This window comes from Amycolatopsis sp. NPDC089917 (assembly GCF_040684635.1).
Lineage (GTDB): Bacteria > Actinomycetota > Actinomycetes > Mycobacteriales > Pseudonocardiaceae > Amycolatopsis.
Window position 1 is genome coordinate 1 of record NZ_JBFBGL010000052.1, and the last position, 18,631, is coordinate 18,631.

15 protein-coding genes are annotated in these 18,631 nt (G+C 67.7%); 7 read left to right on the forward strand and 8 right to left on the reverse strand.

What is annotated here, in order from left to right; all coding sequences use genetic code 11:
* Positions 1-135: 135 nt before the first annotated feature.
* Together AB0N89_RS30250 and AB0N89_RS30255 are read right to left on the reverse strand one after the other, a co-directional pair.
* On the reverse strand, positions 136-717 hold the full coding sequence (locus AB0N89_RS30250) for an FMN reductase (protein WP_364211333.1): 582 nt from the start codon (positions 715-717) through the stop codon (positions 136-138).
* Positions 714-1,802, reverse strand: coding sequence for an LLM class flavin-dependent oxidoreductase (locus AB0N89_RS30255; protein WP_364211336.1), 1,089 nt, complete (start codon positions 1,800-1,802; stop codon positions 714-716). The genes AB0N89_RS30250 and AB0N89_RS30255 overlap by 4 nt, the downstream gene beginning before the upstream one ends.
* A 135-nt stretch (positions 1,803-1,937) precedes the next feature.
* On the opposite strand from AB0N89_RS30255, the gene AB0N89_RS30260 reads away from it, so the two are divergent.
* Positions 1,938-3,362, forward strand: a complete 1,425-nt coding sequence (locus tag AB0N89_RS30260) for a glycoside hydrolase family 76 protein (RefSeq protein ID WP_364211339.1) — start codon at positions 1,938-1,940, stop codon at positions 3,360-3,362.
* Here the strand turns inward: AB0N89_RS30260 and AB0N89_RS30265 are convergent.
* Complete coding sequence (locus tag AB0N89_RS30265) at positions 3,346-4,239, reverse strand: hypothetical protein (RefSeq protein ID WP_364211342.1); 894 nt, start codon at positions 4,237-4,239, stop codon at positions 3,346-3,348. The genes AB0N89_RS30260 and AB0N89_RS30265 overlap by 17 nt on opposite strands.
* Positions 4,240-4,517: 278 nt before the next feature.
* Here AB0N89_RS30265 and AB0N89_RS30270 point away from each other — a divergent pair, with 278 nt between their 5' ends.
* From AB0N89_RS30270 to AB0N89_RS30295, 6 genes are all read left to right on the forward strand, one after another.
* Positions 4,518-6,569: a DNA topoisomerase IV subunit B gene (locus AB0N89_RS30270; protein WP_364211345.1), complete on the forward strand. Its 2,052-nt coding sequence runs from the start codon at positions 4,518-4,520 to the stop codon at positions 6,567-6,569.
* A 29-nt stretch (positions 6,570-6,598) separates the two neighbouring features.
* Entirely contained in the window at positions 6,599-9,085 is a 2,487-nt protein-coding gene (locus AB0N89_RS30275) for a DNA topoisomerase IV subunit A (protein WP_364211348.1), read from the forward strand.
* Positions 9,086-9,492: 407 nt separating this feature from the next.
* Positions 9,493-10,500 carry an FkbO/Hyg5 family chorismatase gene (locus tag AB0N89_RS30280; RefSeq protein WP_364211351.1) on the forward strand — a complete coding sequence of 336 codons (1,008 nt, stop codon included), beginning with the start codon at positions 9,493-9,495 and terminating at the stop codon, positions 10,498-10,500.
* Positions 10,497-11,954, forward strand: a complete 1,458-nt coding sequence (locus AB0N89_RS30285; RefSeq protein ID WP_364211354.1) for an AMP-binding protein — start codon at positions 10,497-10,499, stop codon at positions 11,952-11,954. The genes AB0N89_RS30280 and AB0N89_RS30285 overlap by 4 nt, the downstream gene beginning before the upstream one ends.
* Positions 11,951-12,847 (forward strand): DMT family transporter, encoded by an 897-nt coding sequence (locus AB0N89_RS30290; protein WP_364211357.1) that lies wholly within the window; start codon positions 11,951-11,953, stop codon positions 12,845-12,847. Before AB0N89_RS30285 ends, AB0N89_RS30290 begins: the two co-directional genes overlap by 4 nt.
* Entirely contained in the window at positions 12,844-13,881 is a 1,038-nt protein-coding gene (locus AB0N89_RS30295) for a 3-deoxy-7-phosphoheptulonate synthase (RefSeq protein ID WP_364211359.1), read from the forward strand. Before AB0N89_RS30290 ends, AB0N89_RS30295 begins: the two co-directional genes overlap by 4 nt.
* Positions 13,882-13,967: 86 nt before the next feature.
* Here the strand turns inward: AB0N89_RS30295 and AB0N89_RS30300 are convergent, their stop codons facing one another.
* Genes AB0N89_RS30300 through AB0N89_RS30320 form a run of 5 tightly spaced genes read right to left on the reverse strand, consistent with a single transcriptional unit; the run spans position 13,968 to position 18,544 of the window.
* Complete coding sequence (locus tag AB0N89_RS30300; protein ID WP_364211362.1) at positions 13,968-15,179, reverse strand: acyl-CoA dehydrogenase family protein; 1,212 nt, start codon at positions 15,177-15,179, stop codon at positions 13,968-13,970.
* Positions 15,176-16,045: an SDR family oxidoreductase gene (locus AB0N89_RS30305; RefSeq protein ID WP_364211365.1), complete on the reverse strand. Its 870-nt coding sequence runs from the start codon at positions 16,043-16,045 to the stop codon at positions 15,176-15,178. Before AB0N89_RS30305 ends, AB0N89_RS30300 begins: the two co-directional genes overlap by 4 nt.
* Positions 16,046-16,056: 11 nt before the next feature.
* Entirely contained in the window at positions 16,057-16,902 is an 846-nt protein-coding gene (locus tag AB0N89_RS30310) for a MaoC/PaaZ C-terminal domain-containing protein (protein WP_364211368.1), read from the reverse strand.
* Positions 16,899-17,330 carry an SRPBCC family protein gene (locus tag AB0N89_RS30315; protein WP_364211370.1) on the reverse strand — a complete coding sequence of 144 codons (432 nt, stop codon included), beginning with the start codon at positions 17,328-17,330 and terminating at the stop codon, positions 16,899-16,901. The genes AB0N89_RS30310 and AB0N89_RS30315 overlap by 4 nt, the downstream gene beginning before the upstream one ends.
* Positions 17,331-17,350: 20 nt before the next feature.
* A complete protein-coding gene (locus AB0N89_RS30320; protein ID WP_364211373.1) occupies positions 17,351-18,544 on the reverse strand; it encodes a lipid-transfer protein in 1,194 nt (397 codons plus the stop codon).
* Between the last annotated feature and the right edge of the window lie 87 nt (positions 18,545-18,631).

An 18,631-nucleotide genomic window follows, 5' to 3' on the forward strand; every position in this document is an offset into this window, starting at 1 on the left:
AACACCAGCCGAGTGCCTACGACGACTACTCTTCCCGAACGAAACAACCAACGTTGCAACCACCAGGTGAATCCGCCAGGCCTTCACGGACTTGCGCCAGGGCCCGGTGAGCAGGCGATAGCAAAGGTCCCTTGCTCACTCCCCGCCGGCCAGCAGCTGCTCGAAGGGCACGAATCCGCTGTTCACCGGCTCGGCAGGCACGGACGACAGCCGAGCGGCGAGCTCCCGCCCGGCCCGCGAGGCCCGCGTGTCGAGGTCCCCCGGAGAAGCCCAGTCCGACGAAGCGGCGTACACCGCCGTCGAGACAGGCTCCGCGCGGAGGTAGGCGAAGAGCGGACGCAGCGCGAAGTCGAGCACCAACGAGTGCCGTTCGGTTCCGCCGGTGGCACCGATCAGCACCGGCTTCCCGTCGAGCGCCTTCTGGTCCAGCACGTCGAAGAACGACTTGAACAGCCCGCTGTACGACGCGGTGAACACCGGTGTCACGGCGATCAGCCCGTCCGCGGCGGTCACCGTGTCGATGGCCGCGCGCAGGGCCGGGGAGGGAAACCCGGTCAGCATGTTCTTCGTGACGTCGAGGGCCAGGTCGCGGAGTTCGATCACCTCGATCTTCGCCTCCGGAAGCGCGGAAGAAACCGACAAAGCCAGCTTGTCCGCGAGCAGCCGCGTCGAGGACGGCTGACTCAACCCCGCTGTCACGACGGCGATCGTCGTCATGCCAAGACCTCCGGAGCAGAAGCCACAAGAAGCGAAGCGTGCGTAGGAGCCTCGGGCACATGCGCCGGACGAAGAGCGTCGAGTTCCTTGCGCAGCACCGGGATCACGTGCTCGCCCAGCAGGTCGAGCTGCTCCAGCACGGTCTTCAGCGGCAACCCAGCGTGGTCCATCAGGAACAGCTGGCGCTGGTAGTCGCCGAAGTGCTCGCGGAAGCTCAGCGTCTTGTCGATCACCTCTTGCGGGCTGCCGACGGTCAGCGGCGTCTGCTCGGTGAACTCCTCCAGCGACGGCCCGTGCCCGTACACCGGCGCGTTGTCGAAGTACGGCCGGAACTCCCGCACCGCGTCCTGCGACTTCGGCCGCAGGAACACCTGACCGCCGAGTCCGACGATCGCCTGGTCCGCCTTGCCGTGCCCGTAGTGCTCGTACCGCTCGCGGTACAGGTCGATCAACGCCTGGAAGTGCTCCTTCGGCCAGAAGATGTGGTTCGCGAAGAACCCGTCGCCGTAGTAGGCGGCCTGTTCCGCGATCTCCGGGCTGCGGATCGAACCGTGCCAGACGAACGGCGGGACACCGTCGAGCGGTCGCGGGGTCGAGGTGAACTCCTGCAGCGGCGTCCGGAACTTGCCGGACCAGCTGACCACGTCCTCGCGCCACAACCGGTGCAGCAGGTGGTAGTTCTCGATCGCCAGCGGGATGCCCTGGCGGATGTCCTTCCCGAACCACGGGTACACCGGGCCGGTGTTGCCGCGGCCCATCATCAGGTCGACGCGGCCGTCGGCCAGATGCTGCAGCATCGCGAAGTCCTCGGCGATCTTCACCGGGTCGTTCGTGGTGATCAGCGTGGTCGAGGTGGAAAGGATGAGTTTCGACGTCCGCGCGGCGATGTAGCCGAGCATCGTCGTCGGCGACGAAGGCACGAACGGCGGATTGTGGTGCTCACCGGTCGCGAAGACGTCGAGGCCGGCTTCTTCGGCCTTGAGCGCGATCCGCACCATCGCCTTGATCCGCTCGTACTCGCTGGGCGCCTCCCCGGTGGTCGGGTCGGTCGTCACATCGCCCACCGTGAAGATTCCGAACTGCATGACCTGCTCCCTAAGCCGGGTTGTTCTTGCTTGAGCGTTCAACCTCACGCGCGCAAGAAGTATTCCAGACCATCGGCGCGAGCTGAAAGGGTGACTTGATCGGCCCGGAAAGTGGTCGCGCTCACACTCGAATCCATGTGGCTCATTCCCCTGCTTGTGACAACGTTGACATTCGCTCTCACGCCGGCCGCCACCACTCCCGAACCCACCGTCTCGGCGACGATCTGCGCCAAGTACTGCGACAGCCGCGATCCCGCGCTGGCCGTCGGCGACAGAAGACCCGGCACGGCGACGGTCTGGGGCCGCGGCATCACGCTGCACCTGTCCGACGGCGACGACATGGGCTGGGGCAGCATCGCCGACGGCGACCCCGGCGACGAACTCTGGCTCGACCGTTCCTTCGACGGCGGCCGCACCTGGTCCGGCGACAGCCGGATCGGCGACACGAAGATCCCCGCCGGGCAACGCGGCTGGCGGACCCTGATGTACAACGTGGACGATCCCGGCGGCCACCGCTTCGGCGCCCTGCGCGCCTGCGGGAAAGCCGGCAACCGGCCGGAAATCGCCTGCACGCCGTGGTTCCGCACCACGGTCGCCGCGAACGATCGCGCCGAAGCCGCGGCCACCGCGCTCATGCAGTTCTACGACAACGGCACCGGGCTCTGGCAGACCACGGGCTGGTGGAACTCGGCGAACGCGCTCACGGCGATCCTCGACTACAGCACGCGCGCCGGCTCGCAGAACTACCGGTACGCCATCGCCAACACCTTCGACCGCAACCGTGGCAACAACTTCACGAACGAGTACATCGACGACACCGGCTGGTGGGCGCTCGCCTGGATCCGCGCCTACGACCTGACCAAGGACCGCCGCTACCTCGACACCGCCGTCATCGCGGCGGACTACATGTACTCCTACCGCGACGGGACCTGCGGCGGCGGGCTCTGGTGGTCGACGGCGAAGACGTACAAGAACGCCGTCACCAACGAGCTGTACGTCAAGGTCGCCGCGTCCCTGCACAACCGGCTCCCCGGCGACACGGTCCAGCTCGCCAGGGCGCGCGAGGTCTGGGACTGGTTCCGGGCGAGCGGCATGATCAACGGGAGCGACCTGGTCAACGACGGGCTGAACTCCTCCTGCGCCAACAACGGGCAGGCAGTCTGGAGCTACAACCAGGGCATCGTCCTCGGCGCGCTGGTCGAGCTGAACCGCGCGACCGGCGACGCCGCCCTGCTCACCCGGGCCCGTCAGCTCGCGGACGCCTCCACCACGACCCCGCAGCTTCACTCGAACGGGATCCTGCGCGACCCGTGCGAGTCCGGTGACTGCGGCGCCGACGGGCCGTCGTTCAAAGGCGCGTACGCCCGCGGTCTCGGCGAGCTGGACCGGGCGCTGACAGGCAGGCCGTACCGCGCTTACCTGACCCGCCAAGCGAATTCGACGATCGCGAACAACCGCACGTCGCTCGACCAGCACGGCCTGCGCTGGGCGGGACCGGTCGACAAGATCGACGCCGCCCGTCAGCACAGTGCGCTGGAGGTCCTCACGGCAGCCCTCTGAGCATCGGATCCGGGACGTGCAGCCAGGCGCGGACCTCGGTCTCCTTCTCGTGGACGAGCACCTGCCGGTAGCTCATCGTGTGGAGACCGGGACCGCCCTGGTCCTGGACGTCCTCGTGGAACCTGTCGGAAACGAGCACGACCATGGGCGAGCCGTCCGGCGCCTCGGCCAGCGCGTCGCGCAGCACCCGCGAATCGAGCAGCCGGGCCAGCAGCACCTTCGGCCGTCCCGTCACGCCGTACTCGTCGAGCGTGACCTCCCCGGCGTGGATCGCCACCCGCACCCGGATCCGCAGACCGGGCGCGGTGACGACGTTGTACTGGGCCAGGTCCGCGGCCAGCCGGGAAAGGAGCGGGTACAGCAGCCGGAACTTCGGGAACTGCGGCGGGACGACCACGATCATCCCGTCCCCGGTGTCGTGCTTCAGGCAGACTTCCCAGGCGATCCCACTGCCCGCGAAGGCGTTCTCCAGCAGGCCGAAGAGCATCCGCCGGACCTGGACGAAGATCTCACTGCTGCGCCCGACCAGGCCGAACCCGGCGATGTCGATCGAGAACAGCCCGCAGTGCATGCCGGTCTCCACCCAGACCGTCGGCGGCGGGTAGAGGATCTTCTTCCGCAGCAGGGCCAGGTGGACACACGACGCGGTGACGTACAGGATCGTGCCGAAGAACCAGAGAAAGCCGAAAGCGATCTCCGTGTTGTCCGCGTCGCCCGCCCGCGCGAGGGCGTAGACCATCAGTAAGGACACCGCGGCGTAAGCCAGGATGAACGGCCACAAAGACGCCCGGCGCAGCCGCAGGGCGGCGTGCATGAGCGGCAGCGGCGCGAGCACGCCGAGTGACACGACGACCGCCACGAAATACCAGAGACTCACGACGCGCTGTACGGTCGACGCGCGCTTCGGCCCGAGTCCGACGACCACTTCCTTCCCCCCGTCACCCTGTGACACCGGAAACGATAACGCCTCGTCCAAGCGGCGAGGAAGCCGCTTTCCCCAGCCGTGACCCGGCCATCGGGACGGGTGTTCCGCCACACCGTGAGGCTCGGGAAGAGGAAGCTGTCGGAGGGGACGGATATCCTCCAGTACGGTGTCGCGTTGAACGCCACCTCCACGAGCAAGTTCGCGAGCCACGACTCCAGGAGAAGTACCCAGTGACTGCTGAGACCCTGTACGGGGCCGACGACCTGACGCATCTCGAGGGTCTGGAAGCGGTCCGCAAGCGCCCCGGCATGTACATCGGCTCCACCGACAGCCGCGGCATCAACCACCTGTTCTCCGAGGTCGTGGACAACTCGACCGATGAAGGTGTGGCGGGTCACGCCGCGAAGATCGTGGTCACCCTGCACGCCGACGGCAGTGTCCAGGTGGACGACGACGGCCGCGGCATCCCCACCGGCACGCACGCCAAATCCGGTTTGTCCGGTGTCGAGCTGGTGCTGACCAGGCTGCACGCCGGCGGCAAGTTCGGCGGATCCGGCTACAAGACCTCCGGCGGTCTGCACGGCGTCGGCGCTTCGGCGGTGAACGCGCTGTCGCACCGCTTCGACGTCACGGTGAAGCAGAGCGGCAAGGTCCACCAGATGTCGTTCGCGCACGGCGTGCCCGGCGTCTTCGACGGACCCGGCCCGAAGGCCAAGTTCACCCGCCGGTCCGGGCTGAACGTCACCGGCAAGATGAAGCGCGGCGAGCGCTCCGGCACGTCGATCCGCTACTGGTACGACTCGCGCTACTTCGAGAGCGGCGCCGCGCTCGACGTCGAGGGCGTCCGCGCGAAGATGCGCAACACCGCGTTCCTGGTCCCCGGCGTCACGTACGTGCTGCGCACCGCGGTCGACGACTCGATCAGCGAAGAGACCTTCCACTTCCCCAACGGCCTCGCCGACATGGTCGACTTCCTGGCCCCGGACAGCGAAAAACCCGTCTGCGGCACGCTGATCATCAACGGCGAGGGCACGTACAAGGAGAACGCCGCCGACGCCAGCGGTGTCATGCAGTCCAATGTGGAGCGTCACGCCGAGATCGAGGTCGCGCTCCGCTGGGGCACCGGCTACGAGCGCACGGTCGAGTGCTTCACCAACACCATCCGCAACGTGCACGGCGGCACGCACCGCCGCGGCTTCGACCGCGCGGTCCTGAAAGCCTTGCAGGACGCCATTTCCAAAACCCGCGGACTCCTGAAGCCCAAGGAGGACATGCCGACCGTCGAGGACGTCCTCGAAGGCATGACGGCGGTCGTCCACGTCCGGCTGCCGGAGCCGCAGTTCACCTCGCAGACCAAGGACGAGCTGTCCACCGCCGGCATCACCCGCGTCATCCAGGGCGTCGTCGACAAGCACGTCCGGTCCTGGACCGAGGAGCGCAAGACCAAGTCCGAGGCGAAGATCGTGCTGCAGAAGGTGGTCGACGCGGCGCGCGTCCGGCTCACCCAGAAACAGCAGAAGGACGCCGCCCGGCGCAAGACCGCGCTCGAAGGCGCGGCCATGCCGCCGAAGCTGGTCGACTGCCGCACCACCGGCGTCTCCCGCAGCGAACTGTTCCTCGTCGAGGGTGACAGCGCGCTCGGTTCGGCGCGGATGGCGCGCGTGTCGGAGTACCAGGCGCTGCTTCCCTTGCGCGGCAAGATCCTCAACGTCCAGAAGGCGTCGCTCGGCGACACCTTGAAGAACGCCGAGATCGCCTCGATCGTGCAGGTGCTCGGCGCGGGCAGCGGGCGCACCTTCGACCTGTCGACCATGCGCTACGGCCGGGTGATCCTGATGGCCGACGCGGACGTCGACGGCTCGCATATCCGGACGCTGCTGATCACGCTGTTCGCCAAGTACATGCGGCCGGTGATCGAGGACGGCAGGCTCTACGCCGCGATGCCGCCGCTGCACAAACTGGTCACCAAGGGCCGCAACCCGGAGACCCACTTCACCTTCACCCAGAAGGAGATGGAGACCAAGTTCGCGGCGCTGGAGCGGGCGGGCAAGCAGATCGTCACACCGGTGCCGCGGTTCAAGGGTCTCGGCGAGATGGACGCCGACGAACTGTGGGACACCACCATGAACCCCGCCACCCGTTCGGTCCGCCGCATCACCCTCGACGACGTCGAAGCCGCGGAGACCGCGCTCGAACTGTTGATGGGCGAGAAGGTCGAACCGCGCCGCAACTGGCTGGTCGAATCCTCCGACCGGGTCGACCGCGAAGCCATCGACGCCTGATTTCGTTGCTATTCAAGGAGCTTTGAGCAATGGCACGCCGTAAGGGCACCACCACCAAGGTCGACCCGTCAGCGTTCGACCAGCCCGGCGCGAACGTCTTCGACAACTCGCTGAAGACGGAGATCGAGGATTCGTACCTGGAGTACGCCTACTCGGTCATCCACTCGCGGGCGCTCCCGGACGCGCGGGACGGGCTGAAGCCGGTGCACCGCCGGATCATGTACTCGATGAACGAGAACGGCTACCGGCCGACGCACGCGTACGTGAAGTCGTCCCGCGTGGTCGGCGACGTGATGGGCAAGTACCACCCGCACGGCGACACCGCGATCTACGACGCCATGGTCCGGCTCGCGCAGGACTTCTCGCTCAACGTCCCGCTGGTCGACGGGCACGGCAACTTCGGCTCCCCCGACGACGGTCCGGCCGCCTCCCGGTACACCGAGGCGCGGCTGTCCCCCGAAGCGATGCTGCTGGTCGGTGAGCTCGGCGAGGACACCGTCGACTTCCGGCCGAACTACGACGGTTCGCTCGAAGAGCCGTCGGTGCTGCCCGCCGCGTTCCCGAACCTGCTGGTCAACGGCACTTCCGGGATCGCGGTCGGGATGGCGACCAACATGATCCCGCACAACCTGACCGAGGTCATCGGGGCGGCGCGGTGGCTGATCAACCACCCGAACGCCACCCTCGACAAGCTGATGGAGTTCGTCCCCGGCCCCGACCTGCCGACCGGTGGTTCGCTGCTGGGGCTGGACGAGGTCCGCCGCGCGTACGAGACCGGCCGCGGTGTGGTGCGCATGCGCGCGAGCGCCGAGACCGGGCCACTGGAGGGCAGCCGCGGCCGTCAGGCGATCACCGTCACCGAACTGCCGTACGGCGTCGGCCCGGAGAAGGTGATCGAGAAGATCACCGACGAGGTCAACAAGTCCAAGCGGCTCACCGGGATCGCCGACGTCAAGGACCTCACCGACCGCGAGAACGGCACGCGGCTGGTCATCGAATGCAAGGTCGGCGTGAACCCGCAGGCGCTGCTGGCGGATCTGTACCGCCTGACGCCGCTTGAGCAGTCCTTCGGCATCAACAACCTGGTGCTGGTGGACGGGCAGCCGCAGACGCTGGGGCTCAAGGCGCTGCTGGAGGTCTTCCTCAGCCACCGCTACGAGGTCGTCACCCGCCGCACCCGGTACCGGCGCCGCAAGCGCGAAGAACGCCTGCACCTGGTCGACGGTCTGCTGATCGCCCTGCTCAACATCGACAAGGTGATCAAGCTGATCCGCGAGAGCGAGAACGCCGCGGCCGCGAAGGACGGCCTGATGACGCGGTTCAAGCTCTCCGAGATCCAGGCGACCTACATCCTGGACACCCCGCTGCGGCGACTGACGAAGTACGACCGGATCGAACTCGAAGCCGAGCAGGACAGGCTGCGCGAGGAGATCGCCGAGCTGTCGAAGATCCTCGACGACGAGTCGGTGCTGAAGAAGGTCGTCTCGGCCGAGCTGGCCAAGGTCGCCAAGGACCACCCCACCGAACGCCGCACCGCGCTGATCGACGGTGACCTCAAGGAGGTCCTCGCCGCGTCGAAGCCGTCGGGCCCGCTGGAGGTCGCCGACGACCCGTGTCAGGTGATCCTTTCGGCGACCGGACTGGTCGCGCGGACGGCCGCGGAATCGGAGGAGTCGTCGGAGGTGCGGCGCCGCAACGGCCGCGTCAAACACGACTCGGTGTCCGCGGTGGTCCACTCGACCGCACGCGGCCAGGTGCTGCTGGTGACCAACCGCGGCCGCGCGTTCAAGACCGACGTGCTGCCGCTGCCGGTGCTGCCCGACCAGGCGGGCACCGTGTCACTGCGCGGCGGGATGGCCGCGAAGGAACTGGTGCCGCTGGACAAGGGCGAGCGCGTCATCGGCCTGGCCCCGCTCGGCGAGCAGGCCGCCGGCTCCCCGGGTCTCGCGCTCGGCACGAAGCACGGCGTGGTGAAGGTGTGCGCGCCGGAATGGCCGGTCCGCTCGGACGAGTTCGACGTGATCAGCCTGAAGGACGGCGACGAGGTCGTCGGCGCCACCTGGCTCACCGACGGCAACGAGACGCTGGCGTTCCTGTCGTCCGAAGCGTCCCTGCTGCGCTACGCCGCTTCGCTGGTGCGGCCGCAGGGTCTCAAGGGCGGCGGCATGGCCGGCATCGTCGTGCGCGGCGAGGCGGAAGTGGTCTTCTTCGGCGCGATCCGGACCGACGACGCCGAACACGGCGAGCCGATGGTCGTCACCGCGACCGGCGCGAGTGTGAAGGTGACGCCGTTCAGCGAGTACCCGGCGAAGGGCCGCGCGACCGGCGGTGTCCGGGCGCAGCGGTTCCTCAAGGGCGAGACGCGGTTGGTCGTCGGCTGGATCGGGCCGCGTCCGGCCGGTGCCGGCCGCAACGGCGACCCGGTGGAACTGCCCGAGGTCGACCCGCGGCGCGACGGCTCCGGCCACGCCCACCCCGGCCCCGAGGTCGTCGGCCACCTGATCGAACGCGACTGATCCCCGATCATCGAAGGCCCCCTTGCTCACGCCGGTCGTGAGCAAGAGGGCCTTCTGTCTTCTGCCTACGGATGGCGTAAGCCAGGCGGACACCTTGCTTGCGCCTAAGGGCAACCTAAGGAGCCTGTGCGCGCTCGACCGCCTCGGACCGCGAGACGGTTTCAGCATCGTCCCCCCGGTCTCACCACTGAAATCGTAGGAGCCCCCGCGTGCGGGCCCGAGAAGATCTTCCGAGCTCCGGCGTCCCGGAATCACAAGCGTCCAATCGGGCGATTCCCATTTTCCCTATCGTCAGTTGACCTTGCGGTCGAGATGCCGATAGATTTCCCATCGGCCCGCTCGGCCCGGACACTTCACGCAAATATTCAGACAGTAGAGCTGTGACTCTAATACTGAGGGGAATCGTGATGCCGAGTTTTGTCGACCTTCTCGACTCACCGAGAGAAATACGACCGAACATTAAGTTCGAGGAATCGGAAGAAGAGTCGGACAACCAGAACATTCTCGCCCGCGTGGCGTTCGCAAAGAATGGTTTCGCCCCTGAATTGCACAAGGGCGTGCCCACGGTGGGCGTGCCGATGACCACGGACACCGAGCCGGGATTCCACGAGGTTTTCGCCGCCTCGGGACCGGTCGTGGCAGGCAGGGAAGGCGGCCTCGTCTACGCCGTGGACGGCCGTCATCTGTTCTGCGCCGTCCAGGTCACCGAACGCGACGTCTATCGCGACGCGGCCAGGATCGCCTACGACTCCGCCTTCGAACTCGCCACGCGGCTGGGCTACCCGAACATCCTTCGCATGTGGAATCTGGTCGGCGGCATCATCGACGACAACGCGGACGGCGTGGAGATCTACCGCGACTTCTGCGCGGGACGAGCCGAAGCCTTCGCCCTGTGGTCGGGCAGGATCCTCCACATCCCGGCGGCCACCGGCATCGGCACCCGGGGCGACGGCGTGTACCTGTACTTCATCTCCGGACGCGCCGACGCCGAGGTGCACCACCTGGAGAATCCCCGGCAGACCCCCGCTTACCATTACCCGGAAAGCTACGGCCCCAAAGCGCCGAGTTTCGCGCGAGCCACCTTCGCCGACGGAACCCTGTACATTTCCGGGACCGCGAGCATCATCGGTGACGAGACCGTGCACAAGGGGGACATCTCGGGCCAGGTCGACGTCACCCTGGAGAACATCACGACGCTGATCAGCACGGAAAACCTGGGGAAAGTCCGGCCCGAAGGCGGCTACAGCCTCAAAGACCTCGACTTGATCAAGGTGTACGTCAGCCGCCCCGAAGACATCCCTTTCGTCCGCTCACGGTGCGAAGAAGTCTTTTCCCCGGACGCACGGGTCGTCTATTTGAACGTCGACATCTGCCGCCCCGATCTGCTCGTCGAAATCGAGGCGATAGTCCAATGAATCTGGCCGGCCACCTTGCCTCGCTCTCAAGGAAGAACGGCTGGTCCGAGCGAACCGCATACCGTACCGACGACGTGGCGGTGTCCTACGCGGAGTTGTACGCCGGTTCGGCGCGCTACGCCGGCGGACTGGCCGCACGCGGGGTGAAAGCGGGAGACCGAGTCCTGCTGGTGCTTCCCGACAGCGTCGAACTCGTGCAGGCCGTCCTCGGCACGATCCGGCTGGGGGCCGTGGCGATCCCCGTCAACACCTTCCTCCACGAGGCGGCCGTCCGGCGTGCGGCCGAAACCGCGAGCCCCTTCCTGACCATCGCGGAACCGGGGACACCCGGCCTCGACCAGGTCGTTCCGGTCGCGCCTGCGCGACTCCTCGACCACGAGCCGGCGGCCGGGTACGCCGAGACCAGCGCGGACACGCCCGCGTTCGCCTTCTTCACCTCCGGCACGACAGGAAGCCCCCGGCTCTGCTTCCACACTCACGGCGACCCAGAGTTCTACGACCAGGCCATCGGCTCGGTGGTGGACCTGACCCCGGACGACGTCACCCTGTCCGTGTCGCGAATGTACTTCGCCTACGGATTCGGCAACTCCCTCCTCCTGCCCCTGCTTCGCGGAGGCACGACGGTGCTCAGCCGGGAACGGCTCACCGAACCCGCGGCCTTGGAGCTGATCACCCGGCACCGGGTTTCGGTCCTTTATGGACAGCCCAGCTTCTACGCCCGGCTGCTCCGGCATCCCTTCGCTGAGGCGCTCCAAAGCCTGAGGGTGGCGCTGGTCGCCGGTGAACCATTGCCCGAAAGCGTCGAAACCACGCTCCGCGAAACGCTCGGGAACAGGTTCCTCAACATCTTCGGCACCACGGAAATCGGGCACGCGTTGATCGCGAACACCCTGTCCTCGCAACGGGACGGCAGTATCGGCCGGATCCTTCCGCCGTACCGCATGCGGGTCGTCGACCAGCTGCGCCGAGAGGTGCCTGCCGGGGTGGAGGGGAAGCTGGAGGTTCGTGGCCCGACGATCGCCCCCGGAGTCGCCCACGGCTCCGACACACCCCGGCGAACGCCGGACGACTGGTACGTGACCGGGGACGCCGCCACCGTGGATCCCGACGGCTTCGTCCGCCTGCACGGCAGGCTGGACGACATCGAGATCGTCGGCGGGCAGAACGTGCATCCCGCCGAGATCGAAGATCTCCTGGTGAGCCATCCCGCCGTCCGCGCGGCCGGTGTGTGCTCGGTGCGCCGGGAGTCCGCCACGACTTCACTGCGCGCCCACGTCGAACTGGACGAGGGCGCCGAGCCCGACCGGGTGATCGCCGAGATCGGCTCCCTGACCCAGAAGAACCTGAGCTGGTACGAAATACCGGAGGACATCATCGTCGTCGAATCCCTTCCCCGCACTCCGGTCGGCAAGCTGGACCGCCGGGCGCTCCGGACACTGGCGGCCGTTCGATGAGCACCAAGGCCGAGGCCGAGGCCGGCGTCGACTTCAAGGCCGTCGCCGCGGTCAGCGTCACGTTGGTCTTGTGGGCCTCCGCCTTCGTCGGCATCCGCTTCGCCGGCGCGCACTACGAGCCCGGGTCGCTGGCACTGGGCAGGCTGCTGGTCGGCGCGCTCGCCCTCGGGGCGGTCGCGGTGGTCAAGGGCATGCCGTTCCCGCCGCGCAAGGCATGGCCCGGCATCGCCGGCGCCGGGGTCTTCTGGTTCGGCCTGTACATGGTCGCCCTGAACTGGGGTGAACGCCACACCGACGCCGGAACGGCGTCGCTCCTGGTCGGGATCGGCCCGGTCTTCGCCGCGATACTCGCCGGAATCGTCCTGAAGGAAGGACTTCCCCGCCCTCTGGTGATCGGGCTCGTCGTCGCTTTCACCGGCGCGGCGATCGTGGGCCTGTCCTCGCAGCACGGTGACTCCAGTGCCCTCGGCGTCGCGCTCTGCCTGCTGGCCGCGGCGGGGTACGCGGTGGGCGTCGTCTCCCAGAAACCGGCTTTGAGCCACGCCACCGCTTTGCAGGCCACGACCTTCGGCTGTGCCGTCGGCGCCGTCGCCTGCCTTCCGTTCAGCGGTCAGCTGATCCACGACGTGACCACCGCACCGGCCTCGGCCACCTGGTCGATGGTCTACCTGGGGTTGCTGCCCACCGCGCTCGCGTTCTACACGTGGGCCTACGCGTTGTCCCGGACTCCGGCGGGCAAGCTCGGCGTGACCACCTACGTGGTTCCGGTGATCGTGATCGCGTTGTCCTGGCTTTTCCTCGACGAGGTTCCCACTCTGCTCGCCATCCTTGGCGGGGCTCTTTGCCTTGCCGGTGTCGGCGTTTCCCGGACCAAGAAACGGAGAGCGCAGTGACCACCATCCCCAGCTACGAACTGTTGCCGAGCCCGGCGGAACTGGCCGCCGAACATCCCGTCCCCGCCCGGGTCGTCGACGAAATCCGGGAGCATCGCTCGGCGATCACCGACGTGCTCAACGGCCGCGACGGCCGGTTGATGGCCGTCGTCGGCCCGTGTTCCGTCCACGACCCGATCGCCGTCCTCGACTACGCCGCCCGGCTGGCCGAGTCGGCCGCACCGATGAAGGACCACTTGCTCGTCGTGCTCCGGGCCTACCTGGAGAAGCCGCGAACCGCGGTCGGCTGGAAGGGCCTGCTCCACGATCCCTGGCTCGACGGCTCCGAAGACATCTCCGGAGGTCTGCGAACCGGGCGCCGCTTCCTGATCATGGCCGCGGACACCGGTCTGCCGCTGGCAGGCGAGTTCGTCGAGCCGATGCTCGCCCCCTATCTGAGCGATCTCCTCAGCTACGGTGCCATCGGGGCGCGGACGGTCTCCAGCCAGTCGCACCGGGAGCTCGCGTCCCAGCTGCCGATGCCGATCGGGATCAAGAACGGCCTCGACGGCGACTTGACGGTCGCCACCGCCGCGATCCGTTGCGCCGGCACCGCGCAGCGGCACCCGGCGGTGAGCGAACACGGCGCTCTCGTCGTGCGGAGTTCACCCGGCAACTCGACGGCGCACTTGATCCTCCGCGGCACCGCGGCCGGAACCAACTACGACTCGGAGACCGTGGACGCGGCCATCGAGGGACTGCGCGCCGCGAAATCCCTCGACCGTGTCGTCATCGACGCGTCGCACGGCAACTCCCGCAAGGACCACCGTCGCCAGGCCGGTGTCGTCGCCGACATCGCCGGCCGAATCGCCTGTGGTGAGCGGGGAATCGCGGGGATCATGATGGAGTCGTTCCTCCGAGAGGGACGACAGGATCACCCGGCGCCTTACGGGGTGAGCATCACCGACGCCTGCCTCGACCTCAACAGCACCGTGTCGGTGCTGGAGTCGCTCGCCGACTCCGTGCGGTCGGGCCGGTCGGTCGTCCTCGGCTGAGCCCCGCCCCAGGTGTCATGAGGGGTCCCCATAGGACATCTTTCGTCCCATGGGGACCCCTCATGACGCTCCCGGGGGACTCACCTTCAGCGACCCAGCAGCCCCTTCGCGATGTGCGTCACCTGGATCTCGTTGCTTCCCGCGTAGATCATCAGCGACTTCGCGTCCCGCGCCAGCTGCTCCACGCGGTACTCCGCCATGTACCCGTTCCCGCCGAACAGCTGCACGGCCTCCATCGCGACCTCGGTGGCCGCCTCCGACGAGTACAGCTTCATCGCCGAAGCCTCGGCCAGCGTCGGCATCTTGCCCGCGCGCAGCGTCTCGATCAGCTGGAACACCATGTTCCGCACGTTGATCCGCGCGACCTCCATCTTCGCCAGCTTCAGCTGGATCAGCTGGAATCGCCCGATCTCCTGGCCCCACAGCTTCCGGTTCTTCGCGTAGTCCACGCACAGCCGGTGGCACTCGTCGATGATCCCGAGCGCCAGCGCCGCGACCCCGACCCTCTCGACGGCGAACCCGGACTTCACCTCGGCCTTGCTGTCACCGTCGCGACCGGTCTCGGACTCGCCGAGCAGCCTGTCCCGCCCGAGCCGGACGTCGCTGAAGAACAGCTCGCCGGTCGGCGACGACATCATGCCCATCTTCTTGAACGGCTTGCCCTGCGTGAGCCCCGGCATGCCCTTGTCCAGCACGAACGTCAGCACCTTGCGATCGCGGACATCCGAGCCGTCGTCCAGCTTCGCGTAGACGATGATCGTGTCGGCGTAGGGCCCGTTGGTGATGAACGTCTTCTGTCCATTGAGGACGTACTCGTCGCCGTCACGCCGCACAGACGTCTTCATCCCGCCGAAAGCGTCCGAGCCGGAGTCGGGTTCGGTGATCGCCCACGCGCCGACCTTCTCGAACGTCGCCAGTTCGGGCAGCCAGCGTTCCTTCTGCGCCTGCGTGCCCTTGGTCAGGATCGTCTGCGCGGTCAGCCCGATGCTCACCCCGAGCGAGGCGACGATGCCGAGGCTGACCCCGGCCAGTTCACTCACCGCGATGAGCGCCATCGCCTCCTGCCCGCCGAACGCCAGGCCTCCGCCGCCAGCGGAGCCACGCTCCTTCGACAGCAGCTTCGTCACCGATTCCCGCGCGAGCGCGTCGATGCCGAAGGAGGCGAACATCTTGCGGATGAGGTCGTACGGCGGCAGCGTCCCGCTTTCCAGCGCGTCGAGGTGCGGCCGGATCTCCTTGTCGACGAACTCGCGGATCGCGTCGCGGATCAGCAGTTCGGTCTCGGACCACTCGATCACGGCAGCCTCGCGGCGATGTCGTCGATCTCCCAGGCTTCCTCGGTTTCGATCACCTTGACGTCGTGCCAGCCGGCGAGTTCCGAGATCGCGCCGCCCTGCACCGCGAAAACCTTGCCGGTGAGCGGGCATTTCTCGGTCGCGAGGTACGCCACCAGCGGCGAGATGTTGGCCGGGGAGAACGCGTCGAACTCCCCTTCCTCGACCTCCTGCGCGAAGATCGCGCCCATCCCCGGCGTCGCCAGCGTGAGGCGCGTGCGTGCGATCGGCGCGATCGCGTTGACCCGCACGCCGTACCGCTCCAGCTCTTCGGCGGCGACCAGTGTCAGCGCGGCGATCCCCGCTTTCGCCGCGCCGTAGTTCGCCTGCCCCGCGTTCGGCAGCGTGGTCCCGGACGCCGACGCGGTGTTGATCACCGAACCCGCGACCGGCTCACCGGCCTTGCTCGCCGCCTTCCAGTACGCGGCCGCGTGCCGCAGTACCGCCGCATGCCCCTTGAGGTGCACGGCGATCACGGAATCCCACTGCGATTCCTCAAGCCCGGCAAGGAAAGCGTCTCGCAGGATGCCGGCGTTGTTCACGACGACGTCGAGCCTGCCGAACTCGCCCACCGCCTGCGCGACCAGCTCCTCGGCGCCCGCCCAGTCCGCGACATCGGCCGTGTTGGCCACGGCCTTCCCACCGGCCGCGCGGATCTCGTCGACGACCTCCTGCGCGGGGCCGACGTCGGCCCCGCTGCCGTCGTTCGCTCCGCCGAGGTCGTTGACCACGACGCTCGCGCCCTCCCGCGCGAACAGCAGCGCGTGCTCGCGGCCGATCCCGCGTCCGGCGCCGGTGATGACGGCGACGCGTCCGTCGAGTGCTCCCATGGCTTTTGCTCCTACTCCGCGAATTCCGCGAGGCCGTCCTTGATCACGACGGTGTCGCCGACGGTGGTTTCGAACGCGTAGCTCCCGGCGCCAGCGCGCCAGATGTGTGTGGTCAGGTCCTGACCGGGCAGCACCGGTTTGGCGAACCGGACGGCGAACCGCTTCAGGCTGTCCACCTCGGACCCGGCGACCTCGGTCAGCAGGGCCCACGACGTGAACGCCATGGTGCACAGCCCGTGCGCGATGATCCCCGGCAGTCCCGAATCCCTCGCGACCTCTTCGTCGAGATGGATCGGCATCGGATCACCGGCGGCGGGCGCGTACCGGTAGGTCTGGTCGTCGTCGACGTGCTGGTTCACCTTCGCGACCGGCGCCCGCGAGCGCAACGCGTCGTCGAACTTGTGGTCCGGCCCGAGCTCCCCGCGCGTCTCGCCGGTGTCGAAACCGCGCACGAACAACGTCACGTACTGCTCGTTGACCAGGTCGCCGTCCTCGGTCCGGCATTCGAGGTGGATGGTGCCGCGCGTGCCGTTCGACAGGCCTTCGTAGCCGGTCATCCGCGCCCGCGACACGAGCCTGTCGCCGGGCCGGATCGGCCGGTGGAAACGGAATTCCTGTTCCCCGTGCACGATCCGGCCGAACAAGCCGACCGGCACGACCTCCAGCGCGGGTTCCATCAGCGACTCGAACACCGGCACGATCGCGAACACGGGGCTCGCGACGTCCCCGGCGAGATGCGCCGGGATCGGGTCGTTGGTGGCCTTCGCGTACTCGATCAGCCGCTCGCGGGTCACCTCGAACCGGGACTCGTCGGTCCACTTGCCGAGCCCGCCGGGATCGAACCGCTCGTCGGTCACGCGACCAGCGCCTTGAAGTTCTCGAGGGAGGCGTCGAGGTTCTTCTTGCCGTCCTTCTCGACGGCCTTGCCGAGCGCGCCGACGATCATCTGCCCGGCGAACTCCGCGTCGATGCTGGCGAGGGAACCGTCTCCGGACGTCTCCACGGACAGCTCGAACTTGACCTTCACCCCGGCCATCCCGGTTCCGGAGATCGCCAGCTTCGACGGTGCCTCGAACTCGTCGACGGTCCAGGTGATCGTGTTCGGCATCCCGAGCATCGTGACGACCTCGGAAGCCTGCGCACCCTTGGAGAACTCGGCCGGGACCTCGCCCTTCCACTTGGTGTGGATGGTCAGCCACTTCTCGAAGTTGTTGGGGTTGGAGAACTCCGCCCAGACCTTGTCGGGGGCCGCGGGGAGTTCGACGGAGGCACTGATCTTGCCCATGGTTCTTCCTTTCGGTGAGATCAGCGCTCGGCGCGCTGGTAGGCGGTGACGACGGCGGCGCCGCCGAGTCCGATGTTGTGCTGGAGCGCGGCTTCGACGCCGTCGACCTGGCGTTTGTCGGCGGTGCCGCGCAGCTGCCAGGTCAGTTCGGCGCATTGCGCGAGGCCGGTGGCGCCGAGCGGATGCCCTTTGGAGATCAGCCCGCCGGACGGGTTGACGACCCATTTGCCGCCGTAGGTGGTGTCCTCGGAGTCGACGAGCTTCCCGGCTTCCCCTTCGGCGCAGAGCCCGAGCGCTTCGTAGAGCAGCAGTTCGTTGGCGGAGAAGCAGTCGTGCAGCTCGATGACCTGGAAGTCCTCCGCGCCGAGCCCGGCCTGGTCGTACACCTGGCGCGCGGCCTGGACGTTCATGTCGTAGCCGATGATGTTCTTCGCGGTCCCGTCGAAGGTGCTGGCGAAGTCCGTGGTCATCGCCTGCCCGACGATCTCGACGGCCTGCCCGGCGAGCCCGTGCGAGTCCACAAAGGACTCACTGGCGAGGATCGCCGCGCCCGAGCCGTCCGAGGTCGGCGAGCACTGGAGCTTGGTGAGCGGGTCGTAGATCATCCGCGAGTCGAGGATGTCCTGCAGCGAATAGCTTTCCTGGAACTGCGCGTACGGGTTGTTCACCGAGTGCCGGTGGTTCTTCTCGCCGATCTTGGCGAAGTGCTCGGCGGTGGTGCCGTAGGTCTTCATATGCTCGCGGCCCGCCGCGCCGAACATCCACGGCGCGGGCGGGAAGAGCACCTCGGAGATCTCCGCGAGCGCCTGGAGGTGCTTGCCCATCGGCTGCTCTCGGTCGTCATAGGTCGAGCCGAGCGAGCCCGGCTGCATCTTCTCGAACCCGAGCGCGAGCGCGCAGTCCGCGCGGCCGCCGCGGATCGCTTCCGCGGCCAGGTACAGCGCCGTCGATCCGGTCGAGCAGTTGTTGTTGACGTTGACCACCGGGATCCCGGTCATGCCCAGTTCGTAGACCGCGCGCTGCCCCGAGGTCGACTCGCCGTAGACGTAGCCGACGTAGGCCTGCCGCACCTCGTCGAACGAGATCCCGGCGTCTTCGAGCGCCTTCGTCCCGGATTCCTTGGCCATCTGCGGGTAGTCCCAGTCCTCGCGGCGACCGGGTTTCTCGAACTTCGTCATGCCCACGCCGACGACGTACACCTTGTTGGCCACCACGACGCTCCTTGTCGTTGCCGGGTCGCTACTGGGATTGAAGATACAGACAGGTCTGTATTTATCAACCCCTTACATACAGTACTGCAC

Coding starts and splice junctions, on each gene's coding strand:
- AB0N89_RS30250 (WP_364211333.1), bottom strand. CDS start 717: ATGACGACGATCGCCGTCGTGACAGCGGGGTTGAGTCAGCCGTCCTCG.
- AB0N89_RS30255 (WP_364211336.1), bottom strand. CDS start 1,802: ATGCAGTTCGGAATCTTCACGGTGGGCGATGTGACGACCGACCCGACC.
- AB0N89_RS30260 (WP_364211339.1), top strand. CDS start 1,938: ATGTGGCTCATTCCCCTGCTTGTGACAACGTTGACATTCGCTCTCACG.
- AB0N89_RS30275 (WP_364211348.1), top strand. CDS start 6,599: ATGGCACGCCGTAAGGGCACCACCACCAAGGTCGACCCGTCAGCGTTC.
- AB0N89_RS30280 (WP_364211351.1), top strand. CDS start 9,493: ATGCCGAGTTTTGTCGACCTTCTCGACTCACCGAGAGAAATACGACCG.
- AB0N89_RS30285 (WP_364211354.1), top strand. CDS start 10,497: ATGAATCTGGCCGGCCACCTTGCCTCGCTCTCAAGGAAGAACGGCTGG.
- AB0N89_RS30290 (WP_364211357.1), top strand. CDS start 11,951: ATGAGCACCAAGGCCGAGGCCGAGGCCGGCGTCGACTTCAAGGCCGTC.
- AB0N89_RS30305 (WP_364211365.1), bottom strand. CDS start 16,045: ATGGGAGCACTCGACGGACGCGTCGCCGTCATCACCGGCGCCGGACGC.
- AB0N89_RS30315 (WP_364211370.1), bottom strand. CDS start 17,330: ATGGGCAAGATCAGTGCCTCCGTCGAACTCCCCGCGGCCCCCGACAAG.